The following is a 17,005-nucleotide window of genomic DNA, read 5'->3' as shown; positions in this document are numbered from 1 at the left end:
ATCCCGTTCACAGGTCACGCAAAGCCAGGCCATAGCGGCGGCTCAGCGCGCTGCGCATACTGGAACCTGTGACACAGCCCCGAGCCTCCGTCGAGCGGGTTGTCATGTGCCGCGCGGACGGCAATCCGATCAACGTGTTGGTCGTGGACGACGAGTCCGTCCTGGCTGAGATGGTGTCCATGGCGCTGCGGTACGAGGGGTGGAACATCGCCACCGCCGGCGACGGGGCATCGGCTATCGCCGCCGCCCGGGCCCAGCGCCCAGATGTGGTCGTCCTCGATGTGATGCTGCCCGACATGAGCGGGCTCGACGTCCTGCACAAGCTGCGTGAAGAGAACCCGCAGCTTCCGGTGCTGCTGCTGACGGCCAAGGATGCGGTGGAAGACCGCATCGCCGGGCTGACCGCGGGCGGCGACGACTACGTCACCAAGCCGTTCAGCATCGAAGAGGTGGTGCTGCGGCTGCGCGCGCTGCTGCGGCGCACCGGCGTGACCACGCTGGACAGCGGCGCCCAGCTGGTCGTCGGCGACCTGGTGCTCGACGAGGACAGCCACGAGGTCACCCGGGCCGGCGAACCGATCGCGTTGACCTCCACCGAGTTCGAGCTGCTGCGGTTCATGATGCGCAACTCCAAGCGGGTGCTGAGCAAGGCCCAGATCCTCGACCGGGTGTGGAGCTATGACTTCGGCGGCCGGTCCAACATCGTCGAGCTCTACATCTCCTATCTGCGCAAGAAGATCGACAACGGTCGCGACCCCATGATCCACACGCTGCGTGGCGCGGGTTATGTCCTCAAGCCGGCCCGCTAACCCGCGGCGGGCCTGGTCGCTGCGGCTGCGGCTGCTGGTCGGACAGATCGTGGTGCTGGCCATCGTGTGCGTCGGCATCACCGCGGCGACCGAACTGGCGCTCAACCACCACCTGGTCAAGCAGCTCGACGGGCAGCTCGCCGGCACATCGTTCCGCTCGGCGCTGATGTATCCCGAACCGAACCGCCCGGGTTGGCGCCACGAGCACTCCTTCTATCCGCGGCCGGGCCCCGGCCCGCGATTTCTCGACGCCCCCGGTCAGCCGGCGGGCATGGTGGCCGCGGTCGTCAATCACGGGAAGACCGTCGACGCGGGCTACCTGACCAGCAGCGGCACCCGCGCCGCGCTGACCCCGACGGCCCAGAACCAACTGGAACAGGTCGCCTCCAGTCGCGCACCGGTCACCGTCGACCTGGATGGCCTCGGCCGATATCGGGTGGTCGCGGCCCCGAGCCGGAACGGGGGCGACACGATCGTCACCGGCCTGTCGATGTCCAACGTCGACGCCACCCTGATCCGGATGCTGATCATCTTCGGGATCGTCACCGTGATCGCCTTGGCCGCCGCGACGATCGCCGGGGTCGTGATCATCCGCCGGGCGCTGGCACCGCTGCGCCGGGTCGCGCAGACCGCGAGCAAGGTGGCCGACCTGCCGCTGGACCGCGGTGAGGTCCAGCTGCCGGTCCGGGTGCGCGAGTCCGATGCCAACCCCTCCACCGAGGTGGGCCAGCTCGGCTCGGCCCTCAACCGGATGCTGGACCACATCGCGTCCGCCCTGTCGGCGCGGCAGGCCAGCGAGACGCGGGTCCGCCAATTCGTCGCCGACGCCAGCCACGAGCTGCGCACGCCCCTGGCCGCGATCCGCGGCTACACCGAACTCACCCAACGCATGGGTGACGACCGCGAGGCGGTGGCGCACGCGATGAGCCGGGTGGCCTCTGAGACGGAACGGATGACGCGGCTGGTCGAGGATCTGCTGCTGCTGGCCCGCCTGGACTCCGGCCGGCCGTTGGAACGCGAGCCGGTCGATTTGTCACGGGTGGCCGTTGACGCGGTCAACGACGCGCATGTCGCCGGGCCCGACCATCAGTGGGAACTCGACCTGCCGGAGGAGCCCGTGATCGTCACCGGTGACGCGGCCCGGCTCCACCAGGTGCTGACCAACCTGCTCGCCAACGCCCGATTGCACACCGGCGCGGGCACGGTCGTGACGACGCGGTTGAGTACCGAGCCGGAACACACCGTGCTGCAGGTGATCGACAACGGGCCCGGCATCCCGGCGGCGCTGCAATCGGAGGTGTTCGAGCGGTTCGCCCGCGGTGATACCTCGCGCTCCCGCAAGGGCGGCAGCACGGGGCTGGGTCTGGCGATCGTGTCCGCGGTGGTCAAGGCCCACAACGGGACGATCAGGGTGAACAGCTCACCCGGTCATACCGAGTTCACGGTGCGGTTGCCACTCAACGGGTGGCAACCGCCCGCGAGCTCGGCTAGCTAGAGCAGGTGACGTCGATCTCGAACGGCTTGTTCACGGGCTGCATGGGGTTGGCCATGTCGACCCCGGTGGCCGTTCCGGTGATCTTGTAGCTGTTGCCGTTCTTCTCGGCGGAGGCGTTGCCCTGGCCGGTTCCGGACGTGTATCCGAGCGTCACGCCGTTGACGTTGCCCAGGCCAACGGATTTCACCTGCGGCGGGTTGGCGTCGGTGAGCACGGCGGCGATGCCGGTGGCTGCGCCACCGATCGCGATGTTGACGGTGCCGCCCGCGGACGTGCACACGACCGAGCCGCTCACGTTCTGGTCCTTGCCGTCGATCAGGACCTTGGTTCCGCTGGCGGCGCCCGCCGAGGTGTTCACGGCCGAGCTGGTGCCCGAACCGCCCGAAGGCTGCTTGCTGCTTGAACAGCCGGAGACTCCGGCGGCCAGAATTGCCGCTCCAGCCACCGCGACCGTCAGTCCACGCTTCACGTGTTCTCCTTTGCCCGAAAGTTGCGACCCTCGGCATTGAGGGCCGTCTGGGGCAGTATGCGGGTTAACTGGGCCGAACATCTAGCATTCGGGCGAATTGTTTCTGTGTCCGTTGATCACTGGACAGGATGCGGTGGAACGGCTTCGCGGAATGGCGCGTTGGTGGCAATGTATTGGCGTGCAGCACAAACCCCCCACCGCGGTCATCGAGGCGGCGCACCGCGCACACGCGCTGCCATTCGATGACGATGCGGACTTCCGCAACGCCGATCGCGGGTTCATCGCCGCCCTGTCCCCGTGCGTCATCGAGGCGGCCGACGGCCGGGTGGTGTGGGACAACGACGCCTACTCCTTCCTCGGTGGTCAGGCGCCGGCGTCGGTGCACCCGAGCCTGTGGCGGCAGTCGACGCTGGCCGCCAAACAGGGCCTCTACGAAGTGGTTCCCGGCATCTACCAGGTCCGTGGCTTCGACATCTCGAACGTCACGTTCGTCGAGACCGATACCGGCGTCATCGTCATCGACCCGTTGGTGTCCACCGAGGTCGCGGCGGCGGCGCTGGCGTTGTATCGCGCCCACCGCGGCGGCGAGCGCCCCGTCGTCGCGGTGATCTACACCCACAGCCACGTCGACCACTTCGGCGGCGTGCTGGGCGTCACCACACAGGCGGACCTGGACGCCGGCGCGGTGGACGTGCTGGCGCCGGAAGGCTTTGCCGAGCACGCTGTCCGGGAGAACGTCTACGCCGGCCCGGCCATGACGCGGCGGGCGACCTACATGTACGGCACGTTGCTGCCCCGCGGGCCGCAGGACCAGGTCGGTTGCGGGCTGGGCCAGGCCACGTCCACCGGCGAGGTGGCGATCATCGTCCCCACCATCGACGTCCGCGAGACCGGCGAGAGGCACACCATCGACGGCGTGGAGATCGAGTTCCAGATGGCTCCCGGCACCGAGGCACCCGCCGAAATGCATTTCTACTTCCCGCGTTTCCGCGCGTTGTGCATGGCCGAGAACGCCACCCACAACCTGCACAACCTGCTGACCCTGCGCGGCGCCCTGGTGCGCGACCCGCACGCCTGGTCCGGTTACCTCACCGAGGCGATCGACACCTTCGCCGACCGCGCCGACGTGGTGTTCGCGTCGCATCACTGGCCCACCTGGGGCAGGGAGAACATCGTCGAATTTCTCTCGCTGCAGCGCGACCTCTATGCCTACCTGCACGACCAGACGCTGCGGCTGCTCAACCGGGGTTACACCGGCGTCGAGATCGCGGAGATGTTCCGGATGCCGCCGGCGCTCGAGCGCGCCTGGCACACCCACGGGTATTACGGCTCGGTCAGCCATAACGTGAAGGCCGTCTACCAGCGCTACATGGGCTGGTTCGACGGCAACCCGGCCAGGCTGTGGCCGCATCCGCCGGAGGCCCTCGCTCCCCGCTATGTCGAGGCGATGGGCGGCATCGACCGAGTTGTTCAGCTGGCCCGGACGGCGTTCGACTCCGGCGACTTCCGGTGGGCGGCAACCCTTCTCGACCATGCCGTCTTCGCCGACAGCGACCATGCCGACGCTCGTGCGTTGTACGCCGACACGCTCGAGCAGCTGGCCTACGGCGCCGAGAACGCAACGTGGCGCAACTTCTTCCTCAGCGGCGCAACCGAATTGCGGAACGGAAACTTCGGCACGGCGGCTCAGGTCGCGTCGCCCACCATGTTGTCCCAGCTGACCCCCGAACAGATCTTCGACAGCCTCGCCATCCGGGTCGACGGGCCACGCAGCTGGGATCTCGACCTCGCCGTCGACATCGCCTTCACCGATCTGGCCGCCAACTACCGGCTCACCCTGCGCAACGGGGTGCTCGTCTACCGCAAGGCTCCGGCCCAACCCGCGACGGCGACCGTCACGGTGCAGCTGGACGGCAAGTCCCGGTTGCTGGCCGCGGCGCTGGGCGACTTCACCTCCCCGGGCCTGCAGATATCCGGCGACCAGGCGGCGCTACAGGCCCTCCTGGGTGCGCTGGACCAACCCGACCCGAGCTTCAACATCGTCACGCCCTGACGTCGAGATTGCCCTGACGGCTGCTCCGGACCTGGATTTCACGACCATGGCGGCAATCTCGGCGCCACACCGCGTCATACGTCGATGACGACCTTGCCCAACACCTTGCGGTCGGCCACGTGCCGCAGCGCGGCCGCGGTCTCGGACAGCGGGAATCGCGCACCGATGTACGGGCGGATCGTGCCGGCGGCGAACATCTCCGACAATTCCCGCATGTCGCGGACGGCCTGGTCGGGATGGTCGGTCATGAAGGTGCGGATCTCCATGCCACGCACGCAGATGTCCTTGAGCAGAACGAGATTGAGCGGGATCGCCGGTATGGAACCCGCGGCGTAGCCCAGAGTGACGAAGGTGCCGCCGCGCGCCAGCGCGCGCAGCGCCGGCTCGGCGTACGGCCCGCCGACCGGATCGATGACCACCCGGGCGGCGTCGCCGGTGAGCTCGCGGATGCGCGCCTTCAAGTCCTCCCGGTCGTAGTCGACGGTCGCCTCGGCGCCGCGTCGCCGGCACAGGTCGAGCTTCTCGGGGCTCGACGCCGCGGCCAGCACCCGGGCCCTCATGGCGACGGCCAGGTCGACCGCGGCCAGCCCCACACCGCCCGCGGCGCCCAGCACGACGACCCAATCCCCTTCTGCCACCGCGGCGGTCGAGCGCAGCGCGTGATACGCGGTGCGGTACGTCACGCCGAAGGCCGCGGCCGACGCGAAGTCCGCGTCGTCGGGGATGAGCGCCGCCTGGCTCGCGTCCAGCAGTGCGCGTTCGGCGAATGCCCCGAAGGTGGTTCCGGCCACTCGCTGCCCCGGCTCGAACGGCGCGCCCTCGCCGGTGGCGATCACCTCGCCGGCGATCTCGTTGCCCGGTATGAACGGCGGCGGGATCTTGACCTGGTATTTGCCGGCGATGAAGAGCACGTCGGGGAAATTCACGGCGGCGGCGTGCACGCGCACCAGCAGCTGCCCGGGGGCCGGGACCGGCTCGTCGACGTCCTCGAGAACCAGGTCTTCCGGTGTGCCATAGGAACGGCAGACCACCGCGCGCATCAGCCGACCCCCAGACCGCGCAGGCAGAATCCGACCAGGTGGGTGATGTCGTCGGACCCGGGCCGGTCGGCAGACCCCACGTATCGCCGCATGGTCGCGGCCGTGCAACTGAACACCGCCTCGACGTCGCGCTCGACGTCGCTGCTGCCCAGCGCCGCAACGGGTTCGACGAGCAGGTCGCGCAGCGGCCGCAGCATCTCCTGATCGACCGCCGACCAATTGGTGCGGGGTGACATCTGGCCCGCCGCCGCGCGGCTCATGCTGATCAGGTGCGGGTCGGCGACCTGCGCCATCGTGCCCTCGATCCAGCGAGCGACCCGCTCGCGCGGCTCGCTCTCCTTGGCCATCTGGTGCTCGAGGTAGGACACCACGATGCCGACGCCGCGCTCCATGACGGCCAGGATGAGATCGTCCTTGCCGGCGAAATAGCGGTAGAACGCCTTGTTCGACGTGCCGGCCTCGGCGACGATGTCGCTGACCCGCGGTGGTTCCGGCGCCACCCGTTCCATGACGCGCACCGCGGCGGCCAGGATGCGCTCCACCTCCTCGGTGGCCTCCCGCTGGCGGTCGTCGAGCGCCCGCTCGACCGCCGCGGTCACCCGGCTGCTCACGGCGAATCGGGCAGCGCCGGAACGCGGTCGATGAGGTCGCCGTACTTGGTGCGCGCGGCCTCCCGGCGGATGTCCAGCAGCTCACTGGGCCACTCGGGGTCCTCGGCCTCGTAGTGTTTGAGCAGCAGCCGGGCCAGGTTGACCTTGTGGGCCTCGGTCGGCCCGTCGGCCAGGCCCAGCGCCACGCCGCCGAGCAGCACGTTGACCAGCGGAAGCTGGTCGGTGGTGCCGAGTGCGCCGTGCACCTGGATCGCCCGCAGCCCAATCGATTTGAGCACTTGTGACGCCAGGATCTTGCAGGCGCCGATCTCGGCGCGGGCCGCGTGTTCGCCGGCAGTGTCGATCAGCCACGCCGCGTGCAGGACCGCCAGCCGGAACGGCATCAGCTCGGTGTACGAGTCGGCGACGAACGCCTGCACCAGCTGTTTGTCGGCCAGCGAACTTCCTTGAGTGAAACGGCTTTTCGCGCGACGGGCCATCATCTCCACCGCGCGTTGGGCCACCCCGATCGACCGCATCGCGTGATGCAGCCGCCCGCCGGCCAGCCGGGTCTGCAGAATCATGAACCCCTGGCCCGGTTCACCCAGCAGCGCGTCCGACGGCACGCGCACCCCGTCGTAGTGCACCAGCGAATGCCCGGGTTCGTGCGGCAGCGCCCCCACCAGATGATGGGTGGCCTCGATGGTCAGGCCTTCGGTACCAGCCGGCACCAGGAACGTCGACGCGCCGCGGTGGACCGGCACGTCGGGGTCGGTGATCGCGACGACGATGAAGAACGAGGCCACGGAGGCGTTGGAGGAGAAGTACTTTCGCCCGGTGATCACCCAGTCCCCGTCTTTTTCCGAGCCGTCGCGGAAGGCGCGCGTCCGGAAGACCCGCGGGTCGGCGCCGCCCTGCGGTTCGGTCATGGAAAAGCAGGAGAAGATCTCCCCGGACAGCAGCCCGGCGAGATAGCGGTCCTTCTGCTGCTGCGTTCCGAAGCGGGCGATGATCTCCGCGTTGCCGGTGTCGGGCGCCTGCGTGCCGAACACGATCGGCGCCCACGGGCTGCGGCCCAGGATTTCGTTGATCAACGTCAGCTTGACCGCGCCGAAGCCCTGTCCGCCGAGTTCGGGGCCAAGGTGTGGTGCCCACAACCCCTGGTCGCGCACCTGCTGCTTGAGCGGATCGACGATCCGCCGGCGCTCGTCGTTCAGCGGCAGGAACTCGCAACCCGGGAACAGCACCTCGAGGGGTTCCACCTCGTGGTGGACGAAGTCGCGGACCCAGTCGAGCTTGTGCTGGAATTCCGGTTCGGTGGAGAAGTCCCAGGACATTCGAATGCTCCTATTCGTTCATTGGGCAGCGGTCATAGGTGGCGACGCGCCACGTCAGGGGATACCGCCGTCGGCGCGCAGGATCGAGCCGGTGGTGAAACTGGACGCGTCGGATGCCAAAAACAATGCTGCCCCGACGATTTCGGCCGGTTCCCCGGCGCGCTGCAGCGCCAGGTGTCCAAACGGCTTGCTCTGGGCCGCCTCGAGGTCCCAGGCCTTGCTCACGTCGGTGAGAAAGGGCCCGGCCATCAGCGTGTTGACCCGCACGGATGGCCCGAACGCCTTCGCCAGTGCCTCGGTCATCGCGTTGAGCCCGGCCTTGGCGGCGGCGTAGGGGACGATGTCCGGCGTCGGGCGCAGCGACCCGGCCGTGCTCACGTTGATGATGGATCCTCGCCCGGCCGCGACCATTCGCTCGCCCACCAAGGCCGACAACCGGAATGGGCCCTTGAGGTTGAGGTTGACGACCGCATCGAACAACTTCTCGGTGACGTCGGTCAGCTTGTCGTACAGCGGTGACATGCCGGCGTTGTTGATCAGCGTGTCCACCTTGCCGAATCGGTCATAGGTCGCCTCGACCAGCCCGTCGAGCTGGTCCCAGCGGCCGACGTGCACCTGATACGGCAAAGCGGAGCGGCCGGTTTCGGCCTGGATCTCCTTGGCGGTGGCCACGCAGTTGTCGATGTTGCGGCTGGCGATCACGACGTCGGCGCCGCAGCGTGCTGCCGCGAACGCCATCTCGCGGCCCAGCCCGCGGCTGCCCCCGGTGACCAGCACGACCCGGTCCGTGAGATCGAAAAGCTGGTCGGCATAACCCATTTCAGTGGGCCCCGGAGGGCAACGAGCGGGCCAGCTCGGCCGCCGTCGCGATCAGCTGCGGGATCATCGTCCCGAAGGCGTCTTGGACCTTGGGGTCGACCTTTCCGGTGCGCACCCCGGCAGCGTAGGTCTTTTCCAGCACGATGCCGAGCTTCCAATTCGCCAGCACCAGGTAGTAGTCGATGTTCTCGGTGGAAAGCCCGCTGACCGTCTCGTAATGCCGGAGCAATTCGCTCCGGCTGGGCATGCCGCGCATGTCCAGATAGAAGCCGTCGGCGCGCGGCTCTTCGCCGTCGTAGCCCAGCAGGCACCACGCCAAATCCAGCAGCGGATCGCCGACCGTCGTCATCTCCCAGTCCACGATCGCGGCCAGCCGCGCCGGCGCGTCGTGGGCGAACATCACGTTGGCGAACTGGTAGTCGCCGTGCATGATGCCGGGCCGGTAGCGCGCGGGCCGGTTGTTTCGCAGCCAGTCCGCGGCCACGTCCAGGCCGGGCAGCTCGCGCACCTTGTAGGCGTCGAGGAACGCCAGCCAGCGATCCACCTGCCGGTCGTGGAATCCGTCCGGGCGGCCGAAACCCTCGAGACCTTGTGCGCGCCAATCCACCCGGCCCAGCTTGGCCGCGCCTTCGACGAGTTCGACGGCCAGCCCGCGTCGGGCATTCAGGTCGGTGTCGAACGGCGGCTGCCATCCGCCGTCCATCGGGCTCCACCCGTCGATGGCCTGCATGACGTAGAACGGCATGCCGAGCACGGCACCGGTGTCGTCGGCGGCGATCAGCGCCGCATGCGGGACGTCGGTGCCGGACAGCGCGCGCACCAGCCGGATCTCGCGCAGCAAGCCGTCGATGCGCGCGGCGTCGGCGCGGGCGCCGGGCATGCGCAACACCATCCGCTCGCCGCCGCGCTCGAGCAGGTACAGCGTGTTCTGCGAACCGCCCTTCAGCTGCTCCAGCCGCGGCTCCTCGCCGTTTCCCGGCGCATCGTTCGCGTCCAGCCAACGCGCAACAACGCCCGCTTCCAACTGGGCCTGGCCTACCGTCGCCATCCGCACACCTCGCTCTCTGTGCGGAGAATAGCATTCTCCGGGGCGTAGGCGCGGGGCTTTCGGATCAGTCCGGCTTGTCGCGGCGAGCAGAAACCCCCGGGCCCTGCGGCGGCCGTCGCCGCGCCCCCGTTTTGCGGCGGCCGGTCCGCGTGCATTGAATGAACACGTCGCGCCAACCACAGACAGGAACGAACACATGCAATTGCTTCTGGTCCGGCACGCGCTGCCATTGCGCAGCGAACACGGGCAGGGCTCCGACCCGCACCTGTCGGACGAGGGATTGGCGCAGATCGAGCGGCTACCCAAGGCGCTGGACCGGTTTCCCATCTCCCGGGTGGTGAGCAGCCCCCAGCGGCGCGCGGTCCAGACCGCCGAACCGGTCGCGGCGGCGCGGGAGCTAGCGGTAGAGATCGACGACCGATTCGCTGAATACGACCGCGACCTTCCGCTCTACATCCCCGTCGAGCAGATCCGCGAGGAGATGCCCGAGGAGTGGGCGCGCCTGGCCCAAGGCCACCTGCCGAGCGCGGTCGACGAGGACGCCTTCCTGGCGCGGGTGCGCGCGGCCGTCGACGACCTCGTCGCCGCCGCCGACCCCGAGGCCACCGTCGCGGTGTTCAGCCACGGCGGCGTGATCAACGTCCTGCTGCACCAGATCCTGGGGACGTCCCGCCTGTTGTCCTTTCCGGTCGACTACGCCTCGATCACCCGGCTGCTGTTCTCGCGATCAGGCCAGGCGACGGTCGCGGGGGTCAACGGGGTCGAGCACGTGTGGGACCTGCTGCCGCGAAATCAGCGGTGGTGAGCCGGACCGCCCTGTGGCGGTGGTAAACAAGTCCGGTGACTTCAGCTGACCAACTCGAAGGGCTCGACCTGGCCTCGCTGGACGCCTACCTGCGCTCGCTGGGTATCGGACGCGAGGGCGAGTTGCGCGCGGAGTTCATCTCCGGTGGGCGGTCCAATCTGACGTTCCGGGTCTACGACGACGCGACCAGCTGGCTGGTGCGGCGCCCGCCTCTGCACGGGCTGACCCCGTCGGCGCACGACATGGCGCGCGAGTACCGGGTGGTCGCCGCGCTGTGGGACACACCCGTCCCCGTGGCGCGCGCGATCGCGCTGTGCGAGGACCAATCCGTGCTGGGTGCGCCGTTTCAGATCGTCGAATTCGTCGCCGGTCAGGTGGTGCGCCGCCGCGCCCAGCTGGAAGCTTTCAGCCACACCGTCATCGAGGGTTGCGTCGACTCGCTGATCCGGGTCCTCGTCGATCTGCACAACGTCGACCCCGCGGCCGTGGGCCTGGCGGACTTCGGCAAGCCCAGCGGGTACCTGGAGCGCCAGGTGCGGCGGTGGGGCTCGCAGTGGGCGTTGGTGCGGCTGCCCGACGACCGCCGTGACGCCGACGTCGAGCGCCTGCATGCCGGTCTGCAGGAAGCCATTCCCCAGCAGAGCCGCACGTCGATCGTGCACGGCGACTACCGGATCGACAACACCATCCTGGACGCCGACGACCCGACGAAGGTGCGCGCCGTGGTCGACTGGGAGCTGTCCACCCTCGGCGACCCGCTGTCCGACGCGGCGCTGATGTGCGTGTACCGCGACCCCGCGCTGGACCTGATCGTCAACGCCCAGGCCGCGTGGACGTCGCCGCTGCTGCCGACGGCCGACGAGTTGGCCGACCGGTATTCACTCGTGGCCGGGCTGCCGCTGGCGCATTGGGAGTTCTACATGGCGCTGGCCTACTTCAAGCTCGCGATCATCGCCGCGGGCATCGACTTCCGCAGACGGATGTCGGACCAGGCGCGCGGGCTGGACACCGACCACACACCGGAGGTCGTGGCGCCGCTGATCTCCCGCGGGCTGGCGGAGCTGGCCAAGCTGCCCCGCTGAGGCGCGCCCGCGGCGCGCTAACCCTTGCGCGAGGCCGCGTGGTGCTTCTTCGCCGCCCGCCGTAGCTGAAGGATCCGCGCGGTGCCGACGGCCACAGTGATCAGCCCGCCCACCACGGCCGCCAGCAGGATGGCCACCCCCAGCGGCAGCCTCCAGTGCCAGCCCAAGAACGTAAAGGGCGTCTCCACCGTGTTCTGAGTGATGAAGATCAGCAACAGAATCAGGATCAGGAAGCCGCCGATCAGGGACGACCACAGCGCACCGGCGCGGGTGAACCCGATCGCCGGTTCCCTGGGCGCCTTGCCCGGTTCGGGCGCCGCGGCGGGCTTGGCGGGCGGCTGGCTGGGCGAGGCAGGGGTGTGGCTGCTCATGGTGTCATCTTTGTCCCATCGGGCAAAGAATGAAACCAAACCGCGCAACCGGCCCGCCGGGTCCCGGCGCCCGCGCGGTTCTGCCGTTAATGTCAGCGGTATGGGGATGCCGTCGCGCGCGCACCGCGCGATGATCCAAGCGACGGTCTGGTTCACGGCGATCTGCGTCCTATCGGCGTGCAGTAGCTCCGACCCGCTGGGCGGCGCCGTCCGCAGCCCGAAGTCAATCGTCGTGGGGTCCGGCGACTTCCCGGAATCACACATCATCGCCGAGATCTACGCACAAGCGTTGCAGGCCAACGGATTCGAGGTGGGCCGGCGGATGGGGATCGGCAGCCGGGAGACCTATATCCCCGCGCTGAAAGACCATTCCATCGACCTGGTGCCCGAGTACATCGGCAACCTGCTGCTCTATTTCGCGCCCGAGTCGACGGCGACCGTACTGGACGCCGTCGAGTTGGAGCTCGACCACAAACTTCCGGGGGATCTGGCGATCCTGACGCCCTCGCCGGCCTCCGACACCGACACCGTGACCGTGACCGGTGGGACGGCTAATGCCTGGAAGCTGAAGACAATCGCCGACCTGGCGGCCTATTCGGCGGACGTGAGGTTCGGCGCACCCTCGGCGTTCGCGACGCGGCCGGCCGGCCTGCCGGGGTTGCGGCAGAAGTACGGACTCGACATCAGCCCCGGCGACTTCGTCGCGATCGACGACGGCGGCGGCGCGGTAACGGTGCGCGCCTTGGTCGAGGGAAGGGTCAACGCCGCAAACGTTTTCACCACGTCACCGGCCATCCCGCAGAACCATTTGGTGGTGCTCGAAGACCCCGCGCACAACTTCTTGGCCGGTAACATCGTGCCGCTGGTCAACTCGCAGAAGAAGTCGGACCGGCTCAAGGAGGTGCTGGATGCCGTGTCGGCGAGGCTGACCACCGCGGGGGTGGCCGGACTCAACGCCGCCGTGGCGGGAAACTCCGGCGTTGATCCGGATCAGGCCGCCCGGAAATGGCTGCGGGACAACGGCTTCAATCACCCGGTCGGGCAATGATCGTTTTCGACGACGTCAGCAAGGCCTTCGCCGACGGGACCACCGCGGTGGACCGGTTGAGCCTGACCGTTCCGACTGGGAAGTTGACCGTCTTCGTCGGTTCGTCGGGCAGCGGCAAGACCACGGCGCTGCGCATGATCAACCGGATGATCGAGCCGACGGCCGGCGCAATCACCGTCGACGGGGTGGACGTGTCCACCCTCGACCCGGTGCGGCTGCGCCTCGGCATCGGCTACGTCATCCAGCACGCCGGACTGATGCCGCACCTTCGGGTGATCGACAACGTCGCAACGGTTCCGGTGCTCAAGGGCCAATCCCGGCGGTCGGCGCGCGCCGCCGCCTATGGGGTGCTCGAACGCGTGGGGCTGGACGCCAAGCTCGCCGGCCGCTACCCCGCGCAGCTGTCCGGCGGGGAGCAACAACGCGTCGGCGTGGCGCGTGCACTGGCGGCCGACCCGCCCATCCTGTTGATGGACGAGCCGTTCTCGGCCGTCGACCCCGTCGTCCGGCTCGATCTGCAGAACGAAATCCTGCGCCTGCAAAGCGAATTGCGCAAGACGATCGTCTTCGTCACCCACGACATCGACGAGGCGCTCAAGCTCGCCGACAAGGTCGCGGTGTTCCGGGCCGGGTCGTTGCAGCAGTACGACGACCCCGCGCGGCTGCTGTCGCGCCCGGCCAACGATTTCGTGGCGAGGTTCATCGGCCTGGGCCGCGGCTACCGATGGCTGCAACTCATCGATGCCGCCGGCCTGCCGCTCCACGACGTGCAGCGCATCCCCGCGGGCGACCTGCTCAATACCTGCCCGGCAGACGGTTGGGCGGTGGTGGTGGACGGCGCCGGCGCGCCGCTGGGCTGGATCGACACCGAAGGGCTGCGCCGTCATCGCGGGGGTGCCTCGTTGTCCGACAGCATGAGCGGCGTCGGCTCGCTGTTTCGTCCCCGCGGAAATCTCAGCCAGGCGCTGGACGCGGCGCTGTCGTCGCCGTCGGGGATGGGCGTCGCCGTCGACGACGGCGGCCGGGTCATCGGCGGTGTGCTGGCCGGCGACGTGCTGGACGCGGTGGCAGCCCGACGGCGGGACTGAGCGATGCACTACCTGCTCACCCACCTCGACGGCGCCTGGGCGCTGACTCTCGTCCATCTGCGGCTGTCGTTGGTGCCGGTGCTGATCGGGTTGGCGATCGCGGTCCCACTGGGCGCGGCGGTGCAGCGCGCGCCGCTTGCGCGCCGGCTGACGACGGCAACCGCGAGCGTCGTGTTCACCATCCCGTCGCTGGCGCTGTTCGTGGTGTTGCCGATGATCATCGGGACCCGGATCCTCGACGAGGCCAATGTGATGGTCGCGCTGACCGCCTACACCGCGGCGTTGCTGGTGCGGGCGGTGCTCGAGGCGCTGGACGCGGTGCCGGCCCCGGTGCGCGACGCCGCGACCGCGGTCGGCTACTCGCCGCTCGCCCGGATACTGAAAGTCGAACTACCGCTGTCTGTTCCGGTCCTGGTGGCCGGGTTGCGGGTGGTGGTGGTCACCAACATCGCGATGGTCTCGGTGGGTTCGGTGATCGGCATCGGCGGCCTGGGCGCCTGGTTCACCGAGGGCTATCAGACCAACAAGAGCGACCAGATCCTCGCGGGCATCATCGCGCTCTTCGCGCTGGCGATCGTCATCGACGCGTTGATCGTGGTGGCCGGCCGGTTGGTCACACCGTGGGAGCGCGCGGGGCGCACCCCGCGCCGACGGTCGGTGGTGGCCCCGATCGTGGGTGGCGCGCGATGAACTTCGTGCAGCGCGCCGTCACCTACCTGTTGACCGCCGACAACTGGACGGGCCCGGTCGGACTGGCGGCGCGTGTCCTGGAGCATCTCGAGTACACGGCGATCGCGGTGGGCGCCTCGGCCCTGATCGCCGTTCCCGCTGGGCTGATCATCGGACACACCGGTCGCGGCACCCTGCTGGTGGTCGGCGCGGTCAACGGGCTTCGCGCACTGCCGACCCTGGGCGTGCTGTTGCTCGGAACGCTGCTGTTCGGGCTGGGCCTGGGGCCACCACTGGTCGCCCTGATGCTGTTGGGTGTCCCGGCGCTGCTGGCCGGCACGTATGCGGGAATCGCCAACGTGGACCCGACCGTGGTCGACGCCGCCCGCGCGATGGGAATGACGGAGGCCCAGGTGCTCTGGGTGGAGGCGCGCAACGCGATGCCGTTGATCCTGGGCGGGTTGCGCAGCGCGACGCTGCAGGTGGTTGCCACCGCGACGGTCGCGGCCTACGCCAGTCTGGGCGGGCTGGGCAGATACCTGATCGACGGAATCAAGGAGCGCGAGTTTCACCTCGCCCTGGTCGGCGCCTTGATGGTGGCCGTGTTGGCGTTGGCGCTCGACGGGCTGCTGGCGTTGGCGGTGTGGGCGTCGGTGCCGGGCGGCGACCGCCTGCGCAAGACCGTCGGCAACCGCGAGCGCCGGGCAGGTACGCCACGGCTGGGGGGACGATTTACGGTAGGTGAGTGAACACAGATTCCTCGGATTCGACTCGGCGGGTATGGCAGGCGATGCTCACCTGGCGTGCACAGGACGTATCGCGGATGGAATCGGTACGAATTCAGGTGTCCGGCAAGAGAATCAAGGCCAACGGCCGCATCGTGGCGGCCGCAACGGCAACCAATCCGGCGTTCGGGGCGTACTACGACCTGCAGACCGATGAGACCGGCGCCACCAAGCGGCTCGGCATGACCGTCACGCTGGCCGAGCGGGAACGTGTGATCTCCATCGCCCGTGACGAAGAGAACATGTGGCTGGTGACCGACCATCAGGGCGAGCGCCGCGCGGGCTACAACGGCGCCCTGGACTGCGACGTGGTGTTCAGCCCGTTCTTCAACGCGTTGCCCATCCGCAGGCTCGGCCTCCACGAACGGGCGGACTCGGTCACGTTGCCGGTGGTCTATGTCAACCTGCCTGACATGTCCATCACCGCGGACCTGGTGAGCTACACCAGCTCGGGCGGTCTCGACGGCATCAAGCTGCGCTCCCCGGTCGCCGACACCGTCGTGAGCGTCGACGAAGAGGGCTTCATCGTCGACTATCCAGGCTTGGCAGAGCGGATCTGATCACCCCGCCCGCCCGGCCGGCGGCTGCCAACTCCTCGCGCCAGTTCTCGGTGCCGATGACGACGTGGAAGATCTCGGAACGCGGGAAGCTGTCGTAGCGCGTCCGGGCGGCGTGCCCGGCCTCGACGAGTTCGGCCACCGATTTGTGCCCGACCAGTGAGTCGCGGGCCCGGCTCAGCAGCTCGATGACCCGGTCGGCGGCGGGCACCAGCTGGTCGGCGTTGCCCTCGCACATCGCCCGCACCAGGTCCGGGGCGGTGGCGGCCACCCTTGTCCCGTCGCGGAACGATCCGGCGGCCAGCGCGAAGGCCAGCGGGACTTCCCCCCCGATGACCGCCAGCGCCTCGGCCAGCAGGTGCGGGAGGTGGGAGATGGCGGCCGCCGCGGCGTCGTGATCGTCGGACTTGGCCGGCACCACAACCGCGCCGCAATCCAGCGCCAGCGTCATCACCATCGACCACACCACCGGGTCGACGTGGTCGTCCACGCTGACCACCCACGGCGCCCTGGTGAACAGGCCGGGGTTGCCCGCAGCCCAACCCGAGTGAGCGGTGCCGGTCATCGGGTGACCGCCGACGAACCGCTGCCGCAGGCCGGCCGCGACGACCTCGTCGAGCACCGCCCGTTTGACGCTGGTGACGTCGGTCAACGGGCAATTCGGGGCCAGTTCGCCGATGTGGGCGAGCATGCCGGCCATCGCCGGCATGGGCACCGCCAGCACGATCAGCGCGCCGGCGTCAGCGGCGCGGGTCAGCATGGCGGTCAGGTCGGTGCTGGCGTCGAAACCGTCGGCGGTGGCCCCGTGCGCACCCTCCACCGACCGGTTGTAGCCGAACACCTGCCGGCCCGCGGCCGTGGCGGCCCGCATGATCGAGCCGCCGATCAGCCCCAGCCCGAGCACGCACACCGGTGGTCGAGAAACAGGGCTAGCCACAGA

The 17,005-nt window shown here is 69.0% G+C and carries 18 protein-coding genes; 10 read left to right on the top strand and 8 right to left on the bottom strand.

All coding sequences use genetic code 11. From position 1 onward, the window contains the following. Positions 1-104: 104 nt before the first annotated feature. Both A9X04_RS11025 and A9X04_RS11020 read left to right on the top strand, forming a co-directional pair. Positions 105-809: a response regulator transcription factor gene (locus A9X04_RS11025; RefSeq protein ID WP_067920214.1), complete on the top strand. Its 705-nt coding sequence runs from the start codon at positions 105-107 to the stop codon at positions 807-809. After that, positions 787-2,304 (top strand): cell wall metabolism sensor histidine kinase WalK, encoded by a 1,518-nt coding sequence (locus A9X04_RS11020; protein ID WP_067920272.1) that lies wholly within the window; start codon positions 787-789, stop codon positions 2,302-2,304. The genes A9X04_RS11025 and A9X04_RS11020 overlap by 23 nt, the downstream gene beginning before the upstream one ends. On the opposite strand, the gene A9X04_RS11015 is transcribed toward A9X04_RS11020, so the two are convergent. Continuing rightward, positions 2,297-2,773: a lipoprotein LpqH gene (locus A9X04_RS11015; RefSeq protein ID WP_067920212.1), complete on the bottom strand. Its 477-nt coding sequence runs from the start codon at positions 2,771-2,773 to the stop codon at positions 2,297-2,299. The genes A9X04_RS11020 and A9X04_RS11015 overlap by 8 nt on opposite strands. 172 nt (positions 2,774-2,945) lie before the next feature. Here A9X04_RS11015 and A9X04_RS11010 point away from each other — a divergent pair, with 172 nt between their 5' ends. Continuing rightward, entirely contained in the window at positions 2,946-4,826 is a 1,881-nt protein-coding gene (locus A9X04_RS11010; RefSeq protein ID WP_197509128.1) for an alkyl/aryl-sulfatase, read from the top strand. 74 nt (positions 4,827-4,900) lie between these two features. On the opposite strand, the gene A9X04_RS11005 is transcribed toward A9X04_RS11010, so the two are convergent. Genes A9X04_RS11005 through A9X04_RS10985 form a run of 5 tightly spaced genes read right to left on the bottom strand, consistent with a single transcriptional unit; the run spans position 4,901 to position 9,660 of the window. Then, on the bottom strand, positions 4,901-5,866 hold the full coding sequence (locus A9X04_RS11005; RefSeq protein ID WP_067920208.1) for an NADPH:quinone oxidoreductase family protein: 966 nt from the start codon (positions 5,864-5,866) through the stop codon (positions 4,901-4,903). Further along, positions 5,866-6,477, bottom strand: coding sequence for a TetR/AcrR family transcriptional regulator (locus A9X04_RS11000; protein WP_067920206.1), 612 nt, complete (start codon positions 6,475-6,477; stop codon positions 5,866-5,868). The genes A9X04_RS11005 and A9X04_RS11000 overlap by 1 nt, the downstream gene beginning before the upstream one ends. Continuing rightward, positions 6,474-7,793: an acyl-CoA dehydrogenase family protein gene (locus tag A9X04_RS10995; RefSeq protein WP_067920204.1), complete on the bottom strand. Its 1,320-nt coding sequence runs from the start codon at positions 7,791-7,793 to the stop codon at positions 6,474-6,476. The genes A9X04_RS11000 and A9X04_RS10995 overlap by 4 nt, the downstream gene beginning before the upstream one ends. 54 nt (positions 7,794-7,847) lie before the next feature. Then, complete coding sequence (locus A9X04_RS10990; protein WP_067920202.1) at positions 7,848-8,612, bottom strand: SDR family NAD(P)-dependent oxidoreductase; 765 nt, start codon at positions 8,610-8,612, stop codon at positions 7,848-7,850. A 1-nt stretch (position 8,613) separates the two neighbouring features. Further along, positions 8,614-9,660: a phosphotransferase family protein gene (locus A9X04_RS10985; protein WP_067920200.1), complete on the bottom strand. Its 1,047-nt coding sequence runs from the start codon at positions 9,658-9,660 to the stop codon at positions 8,614-8,616. A gap of 196 nt (positions 9,661-9,856) precedes the next feature. Between A9X04_RS10985 and A9X04_RS10980 the strand changes: the two genes are divergently transcribed. Continuing rightward, complete coding sequence (locus tag A9X04_RS10980; RefSeq protein ID WP_067920198.1) at positions 9,857-10,465, top strand: histidine phosphatase family protein; 609 nt, start codon at positions 9,857-9,859, stop codon at positions 10,463-10,465. Positions 10,466-10,500: 35 nt separating this feature from the next. Then, a complete protein-coding gene (locus A9X04_RS10975; protein WP_067920196.1) occupies positions 10,501-11,547 on the top strand; it encodes a phosphotransferase family protein in 1,047 nt (348 codons plus the stop codon). Positions 11,548-11,564: 17 nt separating this feature from the next. On the opposite strand, the gene A9X04_RS10970 is transcribed toward A9X04_RS10975, so the two are convergent. Next, on the bottom strand, positions 11,565-11,918 hold the full coding sequence (locus A9X04_RS10970) for a lipopolysaccharide assembly LapA domain-containing protein (protein ID WP_067920270.1): 354 nt from the start codon (positions 11,916-11,918) through the stop codon (positions 11,565-11,567). Positions 11,919-12,024: 106 nt separating this feature from the next. Between A9X04_RS10970 and A9X04_RS10965 the strand changes: the two genes are divergently transcribed. The 5 genes from A9X04_RS10965 to A9X04_RS10945 are packed head-to-tail and all read left to right on the top strand — an operon-like array spanning position 12,025 to position 16,068. Then, complete coding sequence (locus A9X04_RS10965) at positions 12,025-12,966, top strand: ABC transporter substrate-binding protein (protein WP_231985704.1); 942 nt, start codon at positions 12,025-12,027, stop codon at positions 12,964-12,966. Further along, entirely contained in the window at positions 12,963-14,054 is a 1,092-nt protein-coding gene (locus A9X04_RS10960) for an ABC transporter ATP-binding protein (protein ID WP_067920192.1), read from the top strand. The genes A9X04_RS10965 and A9X04_RS10960 overlap by 4 nt, the downstream gene beginning before the upstream one ends. A gap of 3 nt (positions 14,055-14,057) precedes the next feature. Then, entirely contained in the window at positions 14,058-14,744 is a 687-nt protein-coding gene (locus tag A9X04_RS10955; protein WP_067920190.1) for an ABC transporter permease, read from the top strand. Then, positions 14,741-15,472: an ABC transporter permease gene (locus tag A9X04_RS10950; RefSeq protein WP_067920189.1), complete on the top strand. Its 732-nt coding sequence runs from the start codon at positions 14,741-14,743 to the stop codon at positions 15,470-15,472. Before A9X04_RS10955 ends, A9X04_RS10950 begins: the two co-directional genes overlap by 4 nt. Beyond that, positions 15,469-16,068 carry a putative glycolipid-binding domain-containing protein gene (locus A9X04_RS10945; protein WP_067920187.1) on the top strand — a complete coding sequence of 200 codons (600 nt, stop codon included), beginning with the start codon at positions 15,469-15,471 and terminating at the stop codon, positions 16,066-16,068. Before A9X04_RS10950 ends, A9X04_RS10945 begins: the two co-directional genes overlap by 4 nt. On the opposite strand, the gene A9X04_RS10940 is transcribed toward A9X04_RS10945, so the two are convergent. After that, positions 16,031-16,975 carry a prephenate dehydrogenase gene (locus A9X04_RS10940; RefSeq protein WP_082974931.1) on the bottom strand — a complete coding sequence of 315 codons (945 nt, stop codon included), beginning with the start codon at positions 16,973-16,975 and terminating at the stop codon, positions 16,031-16,033. The genes A9X04_RS10945 and A9X04_RS10940 overlap by 38 nt on opposite strands. Positions 16,976-17,005 lie beyond the last annotated feature (30 nt).

Origin of the sequence: Mycobacterium sp. E3247 (assembly GCF_001667785.1) — a bacterium.
Lineage (GTDB): Bacteria > Actinomycetota > Actinomycetes > Mycobacteriales > Mycobacteriaceae > Mycobacterium.
This window is presented reverse-complemented; position numbering and strand designations above follow the sequence as displayed.